13 protein-coding genes are annotated in these 19,274 nt (G+C 57.2%); 8 read left to right on the forward strand and 5 right to left on the reverse strand.

Going from position 1 to position 19,274, the window contains the following annotated elements:
• Window positions 1–2 precede the first annotated feature (2 nt).
• Both BLR08_RS12575 and BLR08_RS12580 read right to left on the reverse strand, forming a co-directional pair.
• Window positions 3–773 carry a response regulator transcription factor gene (locus BLR08_RS12575; RefSeq protein ID WP_176835505.1) on the reverse strand — a complete coding sequence of 257 codons (771 nt, stop codon included), beginning with the start codon at window positions 771–773 and terminating at the stop codon, window positions 3–5.
• A 154-nt stretch (window positions 774–927) separates the two neighbouring features.
• Complete coding sequence (locus tag BLR08_RS12580; protein ID WP_072329563.1) at window positions 928–2,685, reverse strand: sensor histidine kinase; 1,758 nt, start codon at window positions 2,683–2,685, stop codon at window positions 928–930.
• Between the two features lie 93 nt (window positions 2,686–2,778).
• Between BLR08_RS12580 and BLR08_RS12585 the strand changes: the two genes are divergently transcribed.
• Entirely contained in the window at window positions 2,779–3,759 is a 981-nt protein-coding gene (locus BLR08_RS12585; protein ID WP_371117262.1) for a Gfo/Idh/MocA family protein, read from the forward strand.
• 137 nt (window positions 3,760–3,896) lie between these two features.
• Here the strand turns inward: BLR08_RS12585 and BLR08_RS12590 are convergent, their stop codons facing one another.
• From BLR08_RS12590 to BLR08_RS12600, 3 genes are all read right to left on the reverse strand, one after another.
• Window positions 3,897–5,531: a stalk domain-containing protein gene (locus BLR08_RS12590; RefSeq protein ID WP_256257536.1), complete on the reverse strand. Its 1,635-nt coding sequence runs from the start codon at window positions 5,529–5,531 to the stop codon at window positions 3,897–3,899.
• A 473-nt stretch (window positions 5,532–6,004) separates the two neighbouring features.
• Window positions 6,005–7,603, reverse strand: coding sequence for a sensor histidine kinase (locus tag BLR08_RS12595; protein ID WP_371117263.1), 1,599 nt, complete (start codon window positions 7,601–7,603; stop codon window positions 6,005–6,007).
• A 20-nt stretch (window positions 7,604–7,623) separates the two neighbouring features.
• The gene (locus tag BLR08_RS12600) at window positions 7,624–8,310 is read right to left on the reverse strand and encodes a response regulator transcription factor (RefSeq protein WP_090586134.1); all 687 of its coding nucleotides are present in this window, start codon (window positions 8,308–8,310) and stop codon (window positions 7,624–7,626) included.
• A 276-nt stretch (window positions 8,311–8,586) separates the two neighbouring features.
• On the opposite strand from BLR08_RS12600, the gene BLR08_RS12605 reads away from it, so the two are divergent.
• From BLR08_RS12605 to BLR08_RS12635, 7 genes are all read left to right on the forward strand, one after another.
• Window positions 8,587–9,273, forward strand: a complete 687-nt coding sequence (locus BLR08_RS12605) for a DUF3221 domain-containing protein (RefSeq protein ID WP_072329568.1) — start codon at window positions 8,587–8,589, stop codon at window positions 9,271–9,273.
• A 166-nt stretch (window positions 9,274–9,439) separates the two neighbouring features.
• Window positions 9,440–9,832 (forward strand): Fur family transcriptional regulator, encoded by a 393-nt coding sequence (locus BLR08_RS12610; RefSeq protein WP_072329569.1) that lies wholly within the window; start codon window positions 9,440–9,442, stop codon window positions 9,830–9,832.
• On the forward strand, window positions 9,811–10,689 hold the full coding sequence (locus BLR08_RS12615) for a winged helix-turn-helix domain-containing protein (protein WP_256257537.1): 879 nt from the start codon (window positions 9,811–9,813) through the stop codon (window positions 10,687–10,689). Before BLR08_RS12610 ends, BLR08_RS12615 begins: the two co-directional genes overlap by 22 nt.
• Before the next feature lie 597 nt (window positions 10,690–11,286).
• The gene (locus BLR08_RS12620) at window positions 11,287–11,724 is read left to right on the forward strand and encodes a Dps family protein (RefSeq protein WP_072329570.1); all 438 of its coding nucleotides are present in this window, start codon (window positions 11,287–11,289) and stop codon (window positions 11,722–11,724) included.
• A 354-nt stretch (window positions 11,725–12,078) separates the two neighbouring features.
• Window positions 12,079–13,236: a response regulator gene (locus tag BLR08_RS12625; protein WP_072329571.1), complete on the forward strand. Its 1,158-nt coding sequence runs from the start codon at window positions 12,079–12,081 to the stop codon at window positions 13,234–13,236.
• 160 nt (window positions 13,237–13,396) lie between these two features.
• Entirely contained in the window at window positions 13,397–13,771 is a 375-nt protein-coding gene (locus BLR08_RS12630) for a response regulator (RefSeq protein ID WP_072329572.1), read from the forward strand.
• Between the two features lie 117 nt (window positions 13,772–13,888).
• Window positions 13,889–19,066, forward strand: a complete 5,178-nt coding sequence (locus BLR08_RS12635) for a tandem-95 repeat protein (protein WP_256257561.1) — start codon at window positions 13,889–13,891, stop codon at window positions 19,064–19,066.
• Window positions 19,067–19,274 lie beyond the last annotated feature (208 nt).

A 19,274-nucleotide genomic window follows, 5' to 3' on the forward strand; every position in this document is an offset into this window, starting at 1 on the left:
GATTAGCTCGAGGAAACGGCCTGCGCGGCTGTTTGCTTGCTGCTCCAGGGCGGAGAATGATCGGTGAACAGGGACTGGCTGTTAAACATATAGCCGACGCCGCGCACTGTGATGATGTACGGGCATTCGCGCGAGGAGCCCCGAAGCTTCCTGCGCAGATTGCTGATATGGACAAGGACGGTGCGCGTATCCCCATGGCTGACCGACCCCCATCCGAGATTGAACAGCTCCTCCAAGGTGACGATCCGGCCCCTCGCCCGGATCAGATGATACAGAAGATCGAATTCCTTGACGGATAAAGGAATAAGCGTACCGTTCACCCAAGCCGATCGGGTTGCCAGATCGACCTCCAAGCCGCGGGAGGTTCGGCTGACGCTGGCGATTGGAGCGGGGCGAAAACCCTCGCTCCGGCGCAGATGCGCCTGGATGCGGGCGACGATCTGGCCCGTGCTGGAGCTGCGCGGGATGTAATCATCCGCCCCGGCCTCGAGACTGGAGATAATGTCCGACTCTTCCTGGCAATCTCCATACAGAATCACCGGCTGGATGAGCTTGAGCTTGGTACGAATGTAACGAGCCGCGCGTACTCCGTCCGACACGGAGTTGTTCCGCGAGATCAGAAACATATCGGGCTTTAAGAGGGGCAGATGGTTTTGCATATCCTGCGTACAGCGGAACAAGGTGAGAGTAAAGCTGTCTTGAGGCAAGGCGGTCTGCAGCTGCTCCGCCACTTCCGAGTGATCATCCACGATTACGATTTGTCTAGTCATCATATCTGTCTCCTTCATCGTGACGAAATCCTATAGGTTATGGCTGCTATTATAAAGGACTTGTCCGGGATGAGGAGCGGAGATGTGCTGATTGGTTTATTTTTGTGTTTCATCGGTGCGAAAAATGTCGAATGACAGCATTTTCATGCGAAGCATGTCATGAGATTGGCATTTTAACAAAGGCGATGAACTGTTCGTCGGATGATTCCAGTACGATTTCTCCCCGATTTTTTTGAATGAGCTTATTGCTGATCCAGAGACCGAGCCCCGAATGATTATCCTTGGTCGTGTAGCCGTTCCGAAATACGTCGGTCTCCATGTCGCAGGATACTTGATTGGATAAGGGATTGGCCAGCTTGAAATGAACCCCGCCGTCCTCGATCCACCCTGTACAGGTCACCCATCGTTCCTCCGCCGGCAGCCGGGCGGCTTCTTCGAACGCATTGTCGATCAGATTGCCCAAGATGCGAACCATGTCGAACGCCTTGGTGCCGGGAAGCACTTTATGCGGAATGTCGATATCGTGGGTGAAGCGGATTTTTTTATTGGAAGCGGCCAGCGTCTTGGCCTGAATGACCGCGGCGAATTCAGGCTGGCCGATCTCGATGATATCGTTGATGGCGCGAATATCGCCGACGAGCGTATGGGTATAGTCCATCAGCTCCCGGTGCCTGCCCAGCTCGACGAGGGAGTGAATGACGCTGACATGGTTTAGGAAGTCATGACGCTGCCCGCGGAAATCGAGATACATCTGGTTGAATTCCTCCGTATAGGTTTCGCTGGTTAACTGAATCGCCTTGTCGCGGGCTCGCGACACCCGGCGGATCAGGATAAAGACCAGCAGCAGGCTGATCAGCGTGATCGCGGCCACGACGGCCACAACAGCTCGGAACTGCTTGTTCAGCGTTCCTTCCAGCAGGCCGATATCGCTTGTCAGATTCAGCACATAGTAGCCTTGCAAAGCCGGGTCCGGGTTCTCCTCCCATGCCCGGACGACATCCATTGTAGGGCTTTGAATCGCGATAAACGATTTTTCCAGCCGCTTGCCCTGGATCGTCTCTATATAGGAAACCGGTCGTTTGCTGCGGATAGACTCCAGGATATATGCTTTATCCTTGTCGACATTGGCATAGTTATAGCTTCCGAAAAATACCGCCCGGTGCGTCAGCGGATCGAGCAGCTCGCCGTTCGCGGTAATCCATGTTTTCTCATTGGCGAAGGTCATGGGATTGATGCCTGCGACCTCGACCAGGAAAGGGTAGGTTTTCAGCATATTTTCAATGATGGCATGCAGCCCTGTCACCCGCTGGTACTGCTCGAAGGCGGCGTTATCGACATAGGGGTCGATGATGTAGTTGGTTTTGCCGCTGTAATAATAGCCCCACTTCACGATATCCTTGGTATCCGATGTGGCCACCTCGTACGGGCCCGACCAATAGTTGGGCAGCGACTGGCCCCAGTCCATCGTTACGCGCTGCTTCTCGAGCAGCTCCTGGAAGGCCGTATGCCAAGGGCCCCAGTTTTTGGTGCCCAGCCCGATCTCGCGGGGGCTGGTCGATTTGTAGAGGACGATATCGTCCCCGGTTTTTTTGAGCAGCGTCAGATGATGAAGCATCAGTTCTTCCCTCAGCTGCTGCAGCTGCTCGCCGGTCACCTGCTCCACGTCGGAGGGGAGCGCGTATTGGGCCGCGATAGCCGCCGCTCTCAGCTTCTCGCCGATCATATCCTCGAACAGCTCGGTGCCGCTTCGCGTCTGTTCGACCATCAGCTCAATCTGGGATTCAATGGAGCGGAGCTCCCGCTGGTGGTTCGCCTCCAGCGTATTTCGCGTCAAGTTGAAGTAGAGCAGAATATTGGCCGTGATAACCAGCACGATGCCTACGGCAATCAGCAAAAATTTCGCGTTCTGACTCATGTCTGAGAAACACCTTCCTAACTGCATAAACGCTTTCATTTTCTCTATCATATCATATACAATAGTAAGAAAAACGATAGGCGGCGAGGAATAATGTTACAGATAGGTATCATCGGGACCGGCTGGTTCAGCCGGGTGCATGCGGATCTGCTCGCTCAGGCGGCGGACGTGCGATTGTCGGCCGTATGCGGCACGAGCAAGGAAAAAGCGGACCGGCTGGCTTCGGCTTACCGGGATGCCAAGGGCTACGGCAGTCTGACGGAGATGCTGGAGAGCGAGCGTCTGGATGCCGTTTATGTTTGCGTGCCGCCGATGGCTCACGGAGACTTGGAGCGCGAGCTGATCGCCAGGCGCATCCCCTTCCTCGTCGAGAAGCCGATTGCGCTGGATATGCAGCTGCCGATCGAGCTGGAGAAGGCGATCCGCGAGCAAGCTCTGATAACGTCGGTCGGCTATCATTTCCGCTATCTGCCGTCTGTCCAGCGGCTCAAGGCTGAGCTGGAAGGACGGACCCTGGCGATGGCGTCGGGCGAATGGTCGGGGAGCATGCCGCAGGTATCCTGGTGGCGCAGGCAGGACGGCTCCGGCGGCCAGTTTATCGAACAGACGACGCATGTCGTCGATTTGCTCCGCTATGCGGCCGGGGAGGTCGAGGAGGTATACGCGGCTTACGCCGGACGAGTCGTGCATAAGCAATATGAAGGCGTCAGTGTGCCGGATGTCGGCTCCGTCACTCTGAAGCTGGCTTCCGGCGCGGTAGCCGGCATCATCAATACATGCGCTCTGCCGTCCGGCGTCGGCCGCAGCGGACTGACGCTTTACACGGATCAAGGCATGCTCGCCTGGACGCCGAAGAACCTTGAGATCGTGACGTCAGAAGGGCGCGAGCAAGCGGCCGATGAAGAAGCGAATCCTTACGCCGCGGAGTCGGAAGCATTCCTGCATGCCGTACGGACCGGGGATTCGTCTCGCATCCGATCCGATTATGCGGATGCGCTGCGTACCCAGCAGGTCACCTGCGCGGCGCTGGAGTCGGCTGCGTCCGGCCTCCCGGTCAAGCTGGAGCGCCTGTAATTGCATAGGGTTATCGTTCATATGAGCTGTGGCGGCGTACAAATAAGAGGCTGCTCCTCTTGTACGCTTGGACGTTATCCCCAATCCGGGCTGGTCCGGGGATAATATGTGGATAAACTTGTGGATAAGTTCAAGTTTTAATATTCAATCCGAACGCTGTGCTCAGCCGCCAAATAATCGACCTTAGCTCCCAGCACCTCCGCCAGCAGCCGCACCGGTATCATGGTGCTGTCGTTCATCAGCTTCGCCGGGGCTTCTGTCGGAATCTCGCGCCCGTTCAGCGCATAAGTCGGGCGAGTGGTAAAAAAGCTGATCGTCCGGCCGTCCTTCGTATAGATAGCCGCCTTCTGGGCGTCGTTCCACTCCACTTGCGCCCCCAGCGCTGCGGCCAGATCGCGCACCCACAAATACGAGGAGCCGTCGATGATGACGGGAGCCAGCTTCATGTCGAGCTGTACGCCGTCCAGCATGTAGCTGCTTCCGTTCAGCGCAAAGGTTACGATATGGGCGGTGTCTCCTTTTTGCTCGGCCAGCTTTTTGTAGGCGGCAGCGCCTGCATGCAGCTTGGTCTTGCCGACGGTCTCCGCGGGTTCCGTACGGAACTGCCAGGTTTGCTCGAATGTTTTGGCAGCGCCGTCCTGCTGAGCGGACAGCTTTACATAAGCCGTATAAGCCGTGTCCGGCGACAGGGGTTTGGCCGGCGTCAAAATAACCTCGCGGAGCAGATGCTCGTCATTGACCGGCGTATTGCGCAGCAGCTCGACAGCTTGCCCGTTCGCATCCGTCAGCTTCGCTTCGAGCAGCTTGACCTTGTCCCCTCCTGATCCGCTGAGATGGACGACAATCGGGTAGCCGACCGGATAGGCTGCGCCTTTGTGCATCCGTATCGGGTCCGGGTCCTCGTGGCCGTCGAATGCTATTGGCACATATTTGTCCCCGGGGGCGGGAGTGACGATCAATTGCTGCTCCTCCTGATCCTGGAAGCCGAATTCCAGTACGACGAAAGGTCCGATGACGGCGACTCCGATATCCCGGGCGCTGGGCAGCAGGAAGGGCAGCCGGTGGTAAGGGGCGTCGAACAGATTGTCGACGGATTCGATATGCGTCCCCGCATAATAGGAGACATCCTCGGCAACATTGTCGTAATAGCCGGCGTAAACCGCCCGCTCGCCGGGAGTGGCCCCGATATATCCGGGCAAAGTACTTGTCTGCTCATGCATTGAAACTTGGCTGATATCGATCTTGTTGACCTGCAAATACTCGGCGTGCATCTTGGCGGCCATCGTCAAGCCCGGATGGATCTGCAGCGCGGACAAGCCGTGCAGCAGCCGGTAATCATTGACGGCTCTGACCATCTCAAGCTGCTTGTTCGAGTAAGTCGTGGGCGGTTCCGGGACGGACAGCGATGATACCGTGAAGCTCCACTCCTGCTCGATCGGCTCATAGCCGGCGAACTCGACCGTTACGGCAGCCGTATGCTTGCCTTTAGCCAGAGGCTGGCCGGGCTGATACGTATACGTCATGGACGAGGGGTTGAATTGGCCTTGTACCCGCTCGCCGTCCAGCTTGAGCGAGATGCTGCTGATGGAAGTAATGGATGATTGCGTAACCTGAAACCCGATCTGGGGCTTCAGGATGCCTACCGTACCTTGGGGGTAGGCCGTGTAATAGAAGGATTCGGCCCTTGCCTCGGGAAGAGCCGCGAGACTGAAGCCGGTTGCGGTAACGATGATCGCAAGCAATAGTCGGAAAGTTAGCAATATACGCTTCACAGGACACCTCCGTTTGCTAATAGTACAATAGGGCATGTTCCGAAGCCGGGGGAACAAGAGGCCGGAGTCGACGGGGAGATGAACGGCGAGTGGAAACCCCGATCGGTCGCAGGCCGCGCTTTATTCATCGGACTTTTTAGAGCAGGGAATGGGAGCGGCCGGCTCCGCCTGCGGACAGGAAGCAGCTTGTCCCGGCTGCACCGCCCCTCTTGCATTATAATACAAGTCTTGCGAAGGATTCCATGGCTCTCTGGACCGAGTAGATAGCTGCCTGCGCCGAATAAGCGAGCTTCGCTGCGCTTGCTCCCTGGTGAAAGCGTGGCATGATACGGAAACAAGCCGGCCCGTTTAAGGCCGGCTTGCAGGTTTGCAAGCTTAGAGGCTTGCCAATTCGGCGGGCCGGAGCGAGAATCCGGCGAACAAGACGGACACGGCGGCGAACCGTACCCGGGAGCGAAGACGGGAAGCTTCTCTCACGCGCTCCCCCCGGCCGCTTGTGAGCCGGAGCCGGGCGGCAGCAAAATCCGGAAGCAGCTCCCCTGGCCGACCTCGCTCTCCACCTCAATGCGTCCGCCGTGCGCTTCGACGATCGTTTGCGAGATGGACAGGCCAAGCCCGGCTCCGCCGTTCTGCCGGGTTCGCGACGAGTCGACCCGGTAGAAGCGCTCGAAAATATGAGGGAGAAGGCCCGGATCTATGCCATGGCCGTTATCCCGAACGGATAAATGGACGTGTTCCGGCGATTCGTGCAGCGAAATCGTGATTTTGCCTTGGACGGCATCGGTATGCTGCACGGCATTGTGAAACAGGTTCAGGATCACTTGCTTGATTTTGTCCGCTTCGAACCGGCAGCGGCCCGGAGTGTCCGCCTCAATGGCGAGCGTGCGGCTGCCTGCCAGGAGCCGCAGCTGCGGCTCCATCTCCTGGAGGATGACGGAGAGCGAGCCGTCATCCGGCTGAATCAGCGGGGCCTTGTCCAGCTTGGCCAGCAGCAGCAAATCTTGCACTAGCTTGTTGATCCGCTTCGATTCGCTGTGCATGCTCTTCAAGGCTTTCTCCAGCTTATCCGGCTGATTGGCAGCTCCGCGCAGCAGCACCTCCAGGAAGCCGTGGATCGAGGTAAGCGGAGTCCTCAGCTCATGCGAAGCATCGGCGACGAAGCGGCGCATCTGCTCCTTAGCCTCTCTCTCCGCCTCAAAGGAAAGCTCCAGCCGCTCGAGCATGCTGTTGAACGACGTGGCCAGCCGGTCGATTTCGATCTGGCCTTGGGTGGCCGGCATGCGGATAGCCAGGTTGCCGGCATCGATCTGCCGGACGGTGTCCACCGCCTTGGACAACGGGTTCAGCGTCCTGCGCAGCACCGGCAGGAACGTCAGCAGCCCTGCGATCAGCGCAACGCATGATACGGTCAGGAAGATGAGCAGCTGCCGCAGCAGCACCTCCTGCAGCGGCTTCGTGCTTACGCTCAGCTGCAGCAGGACCGGCTGGCGGTTCCTGGCATTGGAGCGGGCGAATACGACGAGCTGTTCCGTGCCGTCGGACGCGTCCAGCACCTGGTACGACCAGTCACGGCTCTTGTCGTTCAGCTTGCTGACGTATTCCTCCCGGCTCAGATGAGGCACGATCTTGGCCTGCTCCTCATCCCAGTTAGGCAGGTCCGTTACGCTGCCTTCCGAGTCGATATAGCTGATTACCCCTTCCGGGAGAAAAAATACCGAGCGGCCCCGCTGACTGCCGCCTGCCTCCGGTGGCCGCGGCTCGCTCCCCGAAGGTTTCTGCCCGCCGCCCGGCGTCTGCACTTGCGGATCTGTATCCGGTCGCGGTCCCCCGGCTCCTCCCGGACCGCCGCCGGAAGACCGTTCCTCCTCTCCGGGGCGGGTACGGTCCGACCATAGCTCAGGGGGCAGCGTTTGCAGCTGGGAGCGCATGCTTTCGGCCTTGTTCCGATAGATGGCGTCGCTCATCAGCACGTATTGAAGCGCGCCGATCAGCGTCAGCAGCGCGGCCAGGATCAGCAGCGACCTGGAGAGCAGCTGCAGCCGCAGCGATCCGGCCGGGAACAGGCGCTTCAACTGATCCGCCGCCCGCGCGCTCATGGCAGATCGACGCGGTAGCCTGCGCCGCGCACGGTGCGAATGAGACGATGCTCGCGGTCCTGAAGCTTCTCGCGCAGAGAACGGATGTACACCTCAACGATATTTTCTTCGCCGGCAAAGTCATAGCCCCATACTTTATCGAGGATCAACGCTTTGCTGAGCACGATGCCATGATTGTGAACCATGTATGTCAACAATTCATATTCCGTGGGCGACAGCTCTAGAATACGGCCTTCATAGCTGATCTCCTTGCGCCGGTCGTCGAGCCGGAAGGGGCCGTGGACCACCTCCTCCAGCAGCTGGGGAAACTGGTTGCGCAGCCGGGCATGGATGCGGGCGAGCAGCTCGTCGAAGCTGAAGGGCTTCGCCATATAATCGTCTGCGCCCAGCTTCAAGCCTTTGACCCGGTCATCGACATCGTCCTTGGCTGTCAGCATGATGACAGATACCGGCAGTCCGGATTTTTTGAGCATGCGGCATACTTCAAAGCCGTCCATGCCCGGCATCATAACGTCAAGGATGGCGATATGCGGCTCGAATTCACGGGCAGCCTGAATAGCGGCTATGCCGTCCGCCGCTGTTTTTACCTGAAAGCCTTCGCTGACAAGCCCCAGCTCCAGGAATTGCAGGATATTCGGTTCGTCGTCGACCAGCAGCAGCCGAATGCCTTTGACGGATTTAATATTCATAAGTCGTCTTCCTCTCTGTACCCTGCTTATGCCTGTATTATACCCGAAACAGCTGAAGCTCTGCTGAGCGGAATCTGAAAGAATGCTGAAGGAAGCGGGGGTGAGGCGGGTGGTTTGTTTGCCGTGGGCTGCAACTTGCGCGGGTCATGGGCCGTCTAAGGGTAAGGGAATGGTTTGGATAATAAATCCTTTTATGGTATTCGATTGAAGGATCGACACAACAAACGGAATTTTTGAAGGATACTTGAGCTGAACTTAGGAGGAGAAGCAATGAAAACTATGCTTATTTGGCTGCTCGCAGCCGGAATTTGCCTTACGGGCGGGACGCATGACTATTCCGACCGAAGCGAGGTGGAGCTGCCGCCAGTGGACGCGAAGCCTGAGCCAGACAGCCGCGGGATGATGGAATGGCCGCGCAGCCAACCCGTGTGGACAAACGCCAGACTGGGCGCTGTCATGGAGAAGATCAACGGAGAGGCCGCCGATGAGCTGACGGAGACTTACGGGATTATTCTGCTGTCCGCCGGCGCGGGCCAGGGACGGATCGAGGCTACGGTCCGCCGATTCGGGGATTTCGAGCGCCCGCTTGCAGAAGAAGAGCTTCAGGCGGTTAGATCCTTCCTGTATAAAGCTGCCGGTGAGATATTCCCGTTAGTTATCGAAAACTATGTCTGCTGCGGAGAGCCGCTGATCGTCGGCAAGATCACGAAGGTTGACGAGAAGACGGGCGTGGTGCTTGTTGTGGATGAAGAACAAATGATAAAACCGGATATGCCGGAAGCCCTCTGGTTCCGCCTGGAGCAGGACGGGCGGGTGGAAGGCGGCGAATCCGGCAGCAGGCTGACATGGGCGGATCTCCGTATCGGCCAGCAGGTTAGCGTATGGCAGCAAGGTATGATACTTACTTCGTACCCGGGCCGGGCGGCGGCCCTGAAGATAAAGGTTGCCGGATTGTAAGCATCAGATTTCGGCAGCTAGCCTGGAATCATCAGCCTTGATCGGGCTAAGATGGAAACCGCCGCTTGTCCTGCTGCCAAGGCCGCAAGGGCATAAGGTCCCTTGACCTTGCTTTGAATTCGATTTATACTTAATCTAAATTCAAATCAACAAGGGGGTCAGTCCGATGAGCAAGCTGAATCTGACGCCGCAGCGCAAAGCGATCTACGAGATTCTGACGCAGAGCCACGACCATCCGACAGCTGCCGAGGTTATCGAGCGATTGCGGGATAACGGCCATCATCTGGCCTATGGCACTGTCTATAATTCCTTGCGTTATTTAACCGACATGGGGCTTATCCGCGAGTTGAAGCTCGGGGAGGCGGCAAGCCGCTATGATGCCCGGATGGAGGAACATCATCATATTGTATGCAAGCAGTGCGGCCGGGTGGACGAAGTGCTGACGGAGTCGCCGGCGGAGTGGGTGCGGACGGTCGGAAGGGAAACAGGCTACCGGGTAGACCATTCACATGTCGTATTCGAAGGAGTGTGTGCGGAATGCCGACAACAGACCAATTGAAGCGGGCGGCGGGGAAAGTTGTATTTGAACCGGTCAGACCGCTGGAGACGGCGGGCAACCGGATGGGCGGAGCGGCCAGCGGGGAAATGAGGGAGCCGGAAACCGCGATCGGCGCCTACTGCAGCGAGACGCAGCGGGTAGCCGTCATCAGCGCATTCCCGGAGCGGGTGCACGCGCTGGTAGGCGAGCTGTCCGCACGATGTCTGGACGTACTTGTTTTCCACCGATTCGACCCGGCCGTGATGAATGGGCTTCCGGTCGAGCTGATCATTCTCGACGCGGTCGCTGCGGATGCGGCAGGAGAATCGGCTGAGCTGAAGGCGAGCGCCGCGGGCACGCAAAGCCGGGCCAGCTTGCTGTGGCTCGTCCATGAGCAAACGCCAGCTCACTTGGTCGAAGAAGGCTGGGAGACGCTGGTATGGCCCGGTCCGCTGGAGGAAGCGGTGGCCCGCACTTTGGAGCTGCTGTCCCGCGGCGCGGAGGCGGCTGCCTTATCTCCGGGGACGGCCGTGCAGGAGCGCGAGGCTGTATCACCGGCTTCCGGCCATGCTGTCTCGACGCGCGTATTCAAGGATCTGGCGCTGGATGCCAAGCGTATGACCGTTACCCGCGCTTCGCGGCGGATCGATGTCACCAAGACGGAGTTCGAGCTGCTGCTCCTGCTGATGGAAGCGGAAGGAGCTGTTCTGTCCCGGGAGGAGATCATGGACCGGGTGTGGGGAAGCCATTATTTCGGGGGCAGCAATGTGGTGGACGTTCATGTCAAAAGCTTGCGCAAGAAGCTCGGCGATCCGGCGGCTGCGCCTGTCTATATTGTAACGGTACGCGGAGTAGGCTACCGGCTGGCCGATGAGTAATCATGGGTCTGCCGGTGCTTCCCGGCTTCTTCATCCGTTCTTCATCCAATATTCATGCAGAGTTCATGATAGGGTTGAGCAATGCCTGTATAATCATAATCAGGATTTAGATTAAGTCTAAATATAGAATAGGGGATGGGGATATGACACCGTCGTCGAAGGAACGCCCTCCGATCCCCGACTCCGGGCGATCCGTCAGTTTTACCGTGCGGATTGGGATACGGAATGAAGCTTGCCGGCGGTCCGAACATTGCTGTCGCAAGTCATAGGGGCAGAACCGCCACGATGGATGACGACTAAGGAAGGGGTGGGAGGGGCATGCTTACAAACGTCACAGTCCGAGAGGCGGAGGAGAAGCTGAAAGCGGAGGGCATCCGCATGACGGATCAGAGGGGCTCATTCTGGACTATTTATTTGGCAGATTGTCGCATCCGTCGGCAGAGCAGCTGTACGAACCCATCTACGCCGACTATCCCAAGGTGGTTCATGCTGTAGCAAAGCTGTCCTAAAATGAGGACGATATGTGACATTATTGCGTTATATTTTGAGACTTAGTATCCTGTGAATAGAGGGATTTTCCAAGGAGGAGATTCGACAATGCCGGAACAAATGACCGCCGTATTGAATCGTCAGATTGCTAACTGGTCGGTGCTGTACATGAAGCTGCATAATTACCATTGGTATGTGAAAGGCTCCCAGTTCTTCACCCTGCATGTCAAGTTTGAAGAGCTGTATACGGAGGCTGCGCTGCATATCGACGAATTGGCCGAACGTCTGCTCGCTCTTGGCGGAGCTCCGGTTGCGACGATGACGGAGAGCTTGAAGCTGGCTTCGGTAAAAGAAGCGTCGGGCGGGGAAAATGCGGAAGGCATGGTAAGCGCGATTATCGCTGACTTTACGGTGCTGATCGGTGAGCTGAGACAAGGCATGGAGCTGGCTCAAGAGGTTCAGGACGAAACGACCGGCGATATGCTGCTGGGCATTCATGCAGGTCTTGAGAAGCATGTATGGATGCTGAAATCTTTCCTGGGTTAAGCGCTATCGCTGTCCCGGGTGCCGCAAGACTATTGGCTTGAGACAAGAACCGGTTGCTGGGTCCGAGGGACGGAGGACAGCCGGTTCTTTTGCCTGTTTGCTGATAGAGCAAACTCCGGCTTTGGCGAAAAAGCCTCTGGCCCATCGGTCTGAAACGCCGGAGCGGCACGTACTCGAACGATGACGCTTATGCAAAAAAAATGCCGAAAATTGATCCGATTGTACTGCATTTTTTCAATTGTGTGATAAAATTAACATAATATCCTTCTCCAAAATGCCGACTACATGAATACTAAGCACTAGAACTATAACTATGGCTGAGGCTGTGGATTAGAGCAGGGCGGTGATACCGATATGAACGTGATAATGATCGACGACGAGCGGCTAGCGCTGATGCATCTGGAGAAGATGCTTAGGCAATTTCCGGAGGTGTCCATAGTAGGCAGCTGCAAGGACCCGCAGCAGGGCATTGATCTCGTGGAGAAGCTTAAGCCGGATGTTGTGTTTCTGGATATCCATATGCCCGAGGTCTCGGGACTTCAAATCGCCGAGATGCTGCAAGAGCGCGGCTCCGCCGTTCAGATCGTATTCGTGACCGCTCATGACAACCACGCTATCGAAGCTTTCGAATACAATGCGATCGACTATATCTTGAAGCCGCTCCAGCAGGAACGGCTGGCCAAGACGATGCAGCGGTTAAGCAAGCTGCTGGGGAGCAAGCCTTCCGAGGAAGAAGCTCTGCCGCCCGCGCAGGCGTTTGTCAGGACGCTTCCTTCCCTGGCCTTCGAAGGGATGGATAATAGCTCCGAAACCTTCAAATGGAGAACAGCGAAATCACAGGAGCTGTTTGCCTATTTGCTTCATCATCGCGGACAGCTGGTGCGGAAGGACGCGCTGCTCGATCTGTTGTGGCCGGAGCTGGACGAGAAACGGGGCATGACCCATCTCTATACGACGGTATACCAGGCGCGCCAGCAGCTGAAGAGAACAGGACTGCCGATTATGATTCGCAACGCCGGATTGGAAGAAGGCTACGTGCTGGATTTGAACGGAGTCCTCGTAGATGCCGACGAATGGGAGAGGCTGATCGCTCTGTCCGAGAACGAAGAAGTGGCGTCGCCTGCAAGCGCGAGACGTCTGCTGGATCTGTACCGGGGAGAATATCTCGGGGATTATGATTATTTATGGGCGGAAAGCGAGCGGCAGCGGCTGAGGATGGTCTGGCTCGGCTATTTGAAGCGCCAGGCGGAATATGAAGAGAGCAAGGGAATGGAAGCCGCTGCCATCGTATCCTACCATCGGATTCAACAGCAGCATCCGTATGATGAGCACAGCTACTTCGCTCTCATGAAGCTGTATGACCGGCTCGGGGACCGGAATGCTGTAGAAGAGCAATATGCCGCTCTCTGCAAGGTGCTGCATGAGGAGCTTGCCATTGCTCCTCATGCGAGCATCATCCAGTGGCATCGAACATGGGCAAGACGCGGAGAACGGCTGCTAAGATTGCCCTAAGCGTCCCAAGCTGCCGCATTTGTCTGATTCAAGAACTCACGGAATTCATTTTCCGTCGGGTTCTTTTTTTATGCCGTGGAGCAAGAAACGGGAGCGGCGCTGCCGTTCATTTTTTGTTCAGTTGCCGGTTATACACTGGATCAGACGGGAGGGGGGAGGCATGAGCCGAATTTTGATCGTGGACGACACAGCCTTTATACGCGCGATTCTGCGGATGCTGCTTCAGGAGCTGGGGCATGAGGTCATCGGAGAGGCCAGCAACGGGCAGGAGGCGATCAGCCTGTATAAGCGGCTGAGACCGGATCTGGTCACGATGGATATTACGATGCCTGAGCTGGATGGAGTAGCCGCTGTCCGGGGCATACGCCAGCAGGATACACGGGCCAAGATTGTCATGTGCTCTGCGCTGGGACAGAAGGAGCAAGTGATCAGAGCGCTGAAGGCAGGGGCGGGCGACTTTATCGTGAAGCCAATTCAGGCGGACCGTATGAAGCAGTCTATCGATCGTCTCTTGGGCATACAGACTCAGACATAGGAAAATGCACAAGGGCTGTTCAGATTTGGTTTAGTTCTTTGTGATTACATAGAAAAAGAGATTCAATAGACTTGACGGGCCATTGCGCCCAAGGAGGAAGCTAAAGCAGTGAGCAAGATGAAAAGCTTGATGAAGCAGAAGTACTTGTCCCTGGGATTATCGGTCCTTATGGCCGCAGGCTTGGCCCTGCCGGCTGCGCAGGTTGGAGCCGCAGGTACGGGATCGGCAGGCAGCGGCAATTTGCCGCCGACCCGAGGGACGTACATGACGGATGACGATAATCTGAACAACAACAATGAGAAGATGCCCGATCCGCCCAGCGCGGCTACAACCGGCAGCTATGGTCGCCCCGCCAGCACGAAAGTCGGCGATCTGGATGTATACGAAGCTCTTACGGCTGCTTCGGGCGCCCGTAAGAAGGGTGACCCGAAGTCTAACACAATGATCAATAAGTATCATCCCAAGTATCCGTTCGAATTCAATGTAGATGTGACGGGCGATGCGCCGACAGAAAGCGCGTATCTGCTGGTTCGGGCTTTCGACGTTGACGAAGAGGACGGCGAGTGGGACAAGGTATATACTTCCAGTACGGGACCCTTAACCTTCAGCGGGAGCGGCAACCGCTCCGGATGGTCTTTCCCCGAGGTGAACCTGCTGGGCGCCTTGTCCGGCAACGGGGACACTTGGAATACCTCGGTGTTCAAGCTGGATCCGGCTCAGGTGAAGCAGGGCGATTTTTTCGTCGGTGTCTCCATTAGCCATAACAAGAGTAAAGCTTCCAGTGTCAATGAGGGCTGGGAGACGACTATAGACTGGGCTCAGCTGGTGATTGACGGCGGTATCCGGGAGACGGGGGAGATTACCGGTGCGGATATTGCCGTAACGCCAGGCAAGGTAACGGTCAATACGGGCATTCGGCCGATCAAGCAAGACCAAAAGTATTGGCTCGAAGTGAATGTGATCGATCAGGCCACCGGGGATAATCTGGCTACCAGTATGACCAGCCGGGGGCCATACACCGCCGATGAGGTTGTGAACGGCATCCAGTTATCGGACAGCTCGATTAAAGCGGGCGGCAATTATACAATCAACGTCATCCTGTTCGACGACCAGAACGGGGTGCCGAAAAAAGCTGAGCACATCTACTCGATCTCGACCAATGATCCGAAGGTCAGCGACATCGCCAAGAGCGGGTCGGAAAATACGCCGGTAGCCTTCACGGACAATGACTTCAAGTCCAAGTTCCTTCGGCAGGACGGCGGGGCCAATGGCAGCCAATTGACGAAAGTCAAGATTATGTCGCTCCCGGCGGACGGCACTCTGAAGCTGGACGGAAGCAACGTGACGGTTGGGCAGGAGATTCCGGTCGGCGACCTGGGCAAGCTCGAGTTTCACCCGGCTGCCGGTTGGTCAGGCAGCACCGTTTTTTCCTGGAACGGACAGAACACGGACGGCTACGCGCCGATCCCAGCCAAAGTTACTTTGACCATCGCAGCCGTCAACGACGCGCCGGTAGCGCAGGGCGAGCAGTGGAATGTAGATGAGAACGGGACGAAGACCGGCAAGCTGACAGGAACCGATGCGGATCAAGACCCGCTGACATACAAGGTAGGCACGAAGCCGGCGCACGGCACGCTGACGCTGCAGCCGAACGGCCAGTACACATACAAGCCGGCCGCAGGCTATGTAGGCTCTGACAGCTTTACCTTCACGGTAAATGACGGCACGGTGGATTCGGCTCCTGCTACGGTCACCATCACGGTCAATAACGTCAACGATGCGCCGGTAGCGCAAGGCGAGCAGTGGAACGTAGATGAGGACGGGACGAAGACCGGCAAGCTGACAGGCACGGATGCGGACCAAGACCCGCTGACGTATAAAGTAGGCACGCAGCCAACCCACGGTACGCTGACGCTGCAGCCGAACGGTCAATATACGTACAAGCCGGATGCCAACTATTACGGCCCTGACAGCTTTACATTCCTTGTGAATGACGGGCAACTGGACTCGGCTCCGGCCCTGGTAACGATCACGGTGAATGCGGTCAACGATGCACCGGTCATTACGCTGGACGGTGTGCCGGTCGAGAACAATCAGGCCGCGGTAACCGTGGACACGTATGAGAACAAGTCGCTGCTGATTCCATTGTCCGGAATCGACATTGAGACAGCGACAAGCGCGCTTGTCCAGACTACTCTGAACGGTCCCGCGCATGGCACGCTGCAGAAGCAGCCGGGCAACGGGGGATGGCTGTACACGCCAAGCCCGGATTATTCCGGCCCCGACAGCTTTGATTACAAAATCATGGATGAAGGCGGCTTAACGGCCCAAGTACACGTTCAAATCATCGTGAAGCCGGTTAACGGACAGCCGGTCGCTGTGCCTCAAACGATCGTGCTGGAAGAGAACACGACGGCGACGATCGTGCTGTCAGGCTCTGACAGAGAAACCGTTACAGGTCTGGTATACAGTTATGTAGCGGGATCAGGTCCACAGCACGGCACATTATCCGGCCATCAAGGCGGAGGCGCAGTCTGGACCTATACGCCGCAAGCCAATTTTACGGGAACCGACAGCTTCCGCTTCACCGCTACGGATGAGGACGGTCTGGCCAGCGCGCCGGCCGAGATCAAGGTGGTCGTACAGAAATCTCTGGAAGGCTGGGTCGGCCAGCGTTCGATGGGCGATACGACGACTGTTTACGGAATGCCGGGCCAGCCGCTCAAGCTGTCTGCGGTCAGCGGAGTGTGGGCCAAGGAAGTATGGGCAGTCGTTAACGGAGAGACGGTAGCTCTGCAGCTGATAAATGGAGATACATTCGAAGCTGACGGGTATAAGAAATGGGAAAACACGGCGTATAAGCTGCCGGTTCAAGTACAGGCAGGCGAGCACAGCGTAACCTTCCAGGGGATCAAGCTGAACCAGGAGCCGCTGGCAGCAGAGTCCGCGCAGCGTCTGGGAGACAACGGCTTCCGCGTGGTAGCGAGCACCCTGAAGCTGACCGCCAACCCGGATAAGATCCTGGGCGACGGCAAGTCCACGACGGAGCTGACCGCCAAGCTGACGGACGGCGACGGGAAGCCGCTCGCGAATGTGGAAGTGGTGTTCAGCGCGCAGAAAGGCACGTTCGTCGAAGGTGACAGGGCTGTAACCAATGCGGAAGGCTTGGCCGTTGTAACGTACAAGTCGGACAAAATAACCGGAGTCGATTCTCAGGACATTCCGGTAAAAGCGGATGTGCAAGACCCGTCCCGCGGCCTGTCCGCGAAGGACCAGATCGTTGTAACCTTCCAGCCGGCTACGGTCAGCGGTGTTATCACGAAGGGAGCCGACAACAAGCCGGTTGCCGGAGCTGTGGTCACCGTAACGCTGGATATGAACCATGACGGCAAGATTGACGAACAGGATTTTGTGAAGACGGTCGTAACTGCCGAAGACGGCTCTTATTCTCTGCCGGTGCCGCGCGGCGATGAACGGTACGAGGTGTCGGTTACGCAGCAGATGATGGTTGGCGGCGTATTGACCCCGGTTACCTACAAGCAGACGGCTGAAGTAGGAACGGTGACAGGCTCCGAGAGTGAAAACTTCGAGTCCGAGAAAACCGTCACCGGCATCGTGCTGTCCAAGCAGCCGGACGGCGAGTCGAAGCTGCTGGAGCCTGCATTTGTCAGCAAGCTGCAGGCCTACCTGAAGGATGCTGCGGGCAACTACGTGCTGGATGCCGCTACGCAGCAGCCGAAAGCATTTCCGCTTGCCGATCAAGGAGTTTTCCATGCGGAGGGCTTGGCGATCGGAGATTACAGTCTGGAGCTCAGATATGTGTTCCAGCCGGGACAAGAAATTGTAGTTAACCGCACGAAGGATGGCAAGCTGCCGGTACTGTCGGTAAGCGCCGAGGGCGAACTGAATATTTCAGAAGAGTTGATCGATCCTTACGGTGAAATCCGCGATGCTCGTACGCTTGCTCTGATTGAAGGAGCGCATGTCGTGCTGTATTATGCCGATACGCAGCGCAATCGCGATCAAGGCGTACAGCCGGGCGCAGAGGTCGTATTACCTCTCCTGCCGGGATTCGCGCCGAATCAGAACGCGAATCCGCAGAATAGCGACAACCACGGGTTCTATGCTTATATGGTCTTCCCACAAACGGATTATTATCTGGTCGTTACCAAAAATGGCTATGACAGATATACAAGCCCTACCATTTCCGTAGAATGGGATATTGTGCGCCATGATCTTAAGCTGCACCCGCAGTCTTCCGACAGCGACAGCAGCGGAGGGTATGTCTCGGCTCCTATGCCGGACTTGCTCCTTAGTTTGTCGGTGGACCGCAATCTGATACAGCCGGGCGGACAATCGAAAGTAAGCGTCCAGTACGGCAACTCCTCGAGCTTCACCATTACGGACGGCACGGTTGAGGTAACACTGCCGGAAGGCGTGCAAGTGATCGATGCGGCCGGAGGGAAGGTCGAGGGCGGCAAGATCCGCTGGAGCGTAAGCGATATGGCTGCAGGCGCCAAGGAACGCAAGGAAATTACGCTTCAATGGCCGGGACAGCTGAAGGCCGATATGGAGTTTGATCTGAAAGGCAGCTTCAAAGCGGGCTCGAGCGCCGCTCCGGCCGCAGAAGCGAAATCTTCGGCGAAAGTGACGGTCAGCGGCGAACAAGCCCTGCGTCATGAACGCTATATCCTGGGCTATCCGGACGGCACGTTCAAGGCCGATAACCATCTGACCCGGGCGGAGCTGGCGGCGATCATCGCGCGGCTGCTGCACAATGACGAAGCGGCCGAAACGATCGCTTACAACGATGTGCCGGACACCCACTGGGCGGCGGATTATATCCGGACTGTGACCAAGCATCAAGTATTCAACGGCTTCGAAGACGGCACGTTCCGTCCGGAAGCTCAAGTCAAGCGCGGCGAGCTGGCCGTCGTGATGGCGCGTTTCCTGCAGCTGGACGTCAGTTTGGCGACGGAGACTCATTTTACAGACGGATTGAACCATTGGGCAGGCTCTTCGATCGAAAGCCTGTACAGAGGCAAGTTCCTGACCGGTTATCCGGACGGCACCTTCAAACCGGATCATTCGATCATCCGCTCGGAGGCCGTGACGATGATCAACCGCATGTTGTTCCGCGGGCCTCTGCATGGACTGAGCTCCCAGTTCCCCGACATGCCGGAAAGTCATTGGGCATACGGAGAAGTGCAAGAAGCGACAGTATCTCATGAAGCCGTCCGCAATAGCGACGGAAGCGAGCAATTCAAGGAACGCCTGAACGATCAGGTGCGATAAAATCAAGCATGGGCCGGGTGGCCGCAGACTCAGCAATGACGTCTGCGCCTCCCGGCTTTGTGCTACCCTTGATTGTACCCATGTGCTGTTCGTTGTCGATGTGGGAGCAAAGGAGGAGCTGTGCGCGGAGCTGGAGAGGGCATGTACGCTGCGGAGGCAGCGGCGGACAGTGCGGGCGGGAGGCCCGGCTTGCCGGACATGTCCCCGG

This window comes from Paenibacillus sp. cl123 (assembly GCF_900101595.1).
Classification (GTDB): domain Bacteria; phylum Bacillota; class Bacilli; order Paenibacillales; family NBRC-103111; genus Paenibacillus_G.

Excerpts from the sequence above, each read along its gene's own strand:
- BLR08_RS12575 (WP_176835505.1), bottom strand. The coding sequence starts at position 773 with ATGATGACTAGACAAATCGTAATCGTGGATGATCACTCGGAAGTGGCG.
- BLR08_RS12580 (WP_072329563.1), bottom strand. The coding sequence starts at position 2,685 with ATGAGTCAGAACGCGAAATTTTTGCTGATTGCCGTAGGCATCGTGCTG.
- BLR08_RS12585 (WP_371117262.1), top strand. The coding sequence starts at position 2,779 with ATGTTACAGATAGGTATCATCGGGACCGGCTGGTTCAGCCGGGTGCAT.
- BLR08_RS12605 (WP_072329568.1), top strand. The coding sequence starts at position 8,587 with ATGAAAACTATGCTTATTTGGCTGCTCGCAGCCGGAATTTGCCTTACG.
- BLR08_RS12610 (WP_072329569.1), top strand. The coding sequence starts at position 9,440 with ATGAGCAAGCTGAATCTGACGCCGCAGCGCAAAGCGATCTACGAGATT.
- BLR08_RS12615 (WP_256257537.1), top strand. The coding sequence starts at position 9,811 with ATGCCGACAACAGACCAATTGAAGCGGGCGGCGGGGAAAGTTGTATTT.
- BLR08_RS12620 (WP_072329570.1), top strand. The coding sequence starts at position 11,287 with ATGCCGGAACAAATGACCGCCGTATTGAATCGTCAGATTGCTAACTGG.
- BLR08_RS12625 (WP_072329571.1), top strand. The coding sequence starts at position 12,079 with ATGAACGTGATAATGATCGACGACGAGCGGCTAGCGCTGATGCATCTG.
- BLR08_RS12630 (WP_072329572.1), top strand. The coding sequence starts at position 13,397 with ATGAGCCGAATTTTGATCGTGGACGACACAGCCTTTATACGCGCGATT.
- BLR08_RS12635 (WP_256257561.1), top strand. The coding sequence starts at position 13,889 with ATGAAAAGCTTGATGAAGCAGAAGTACTTGTCCCTGGGATTATCGGTC.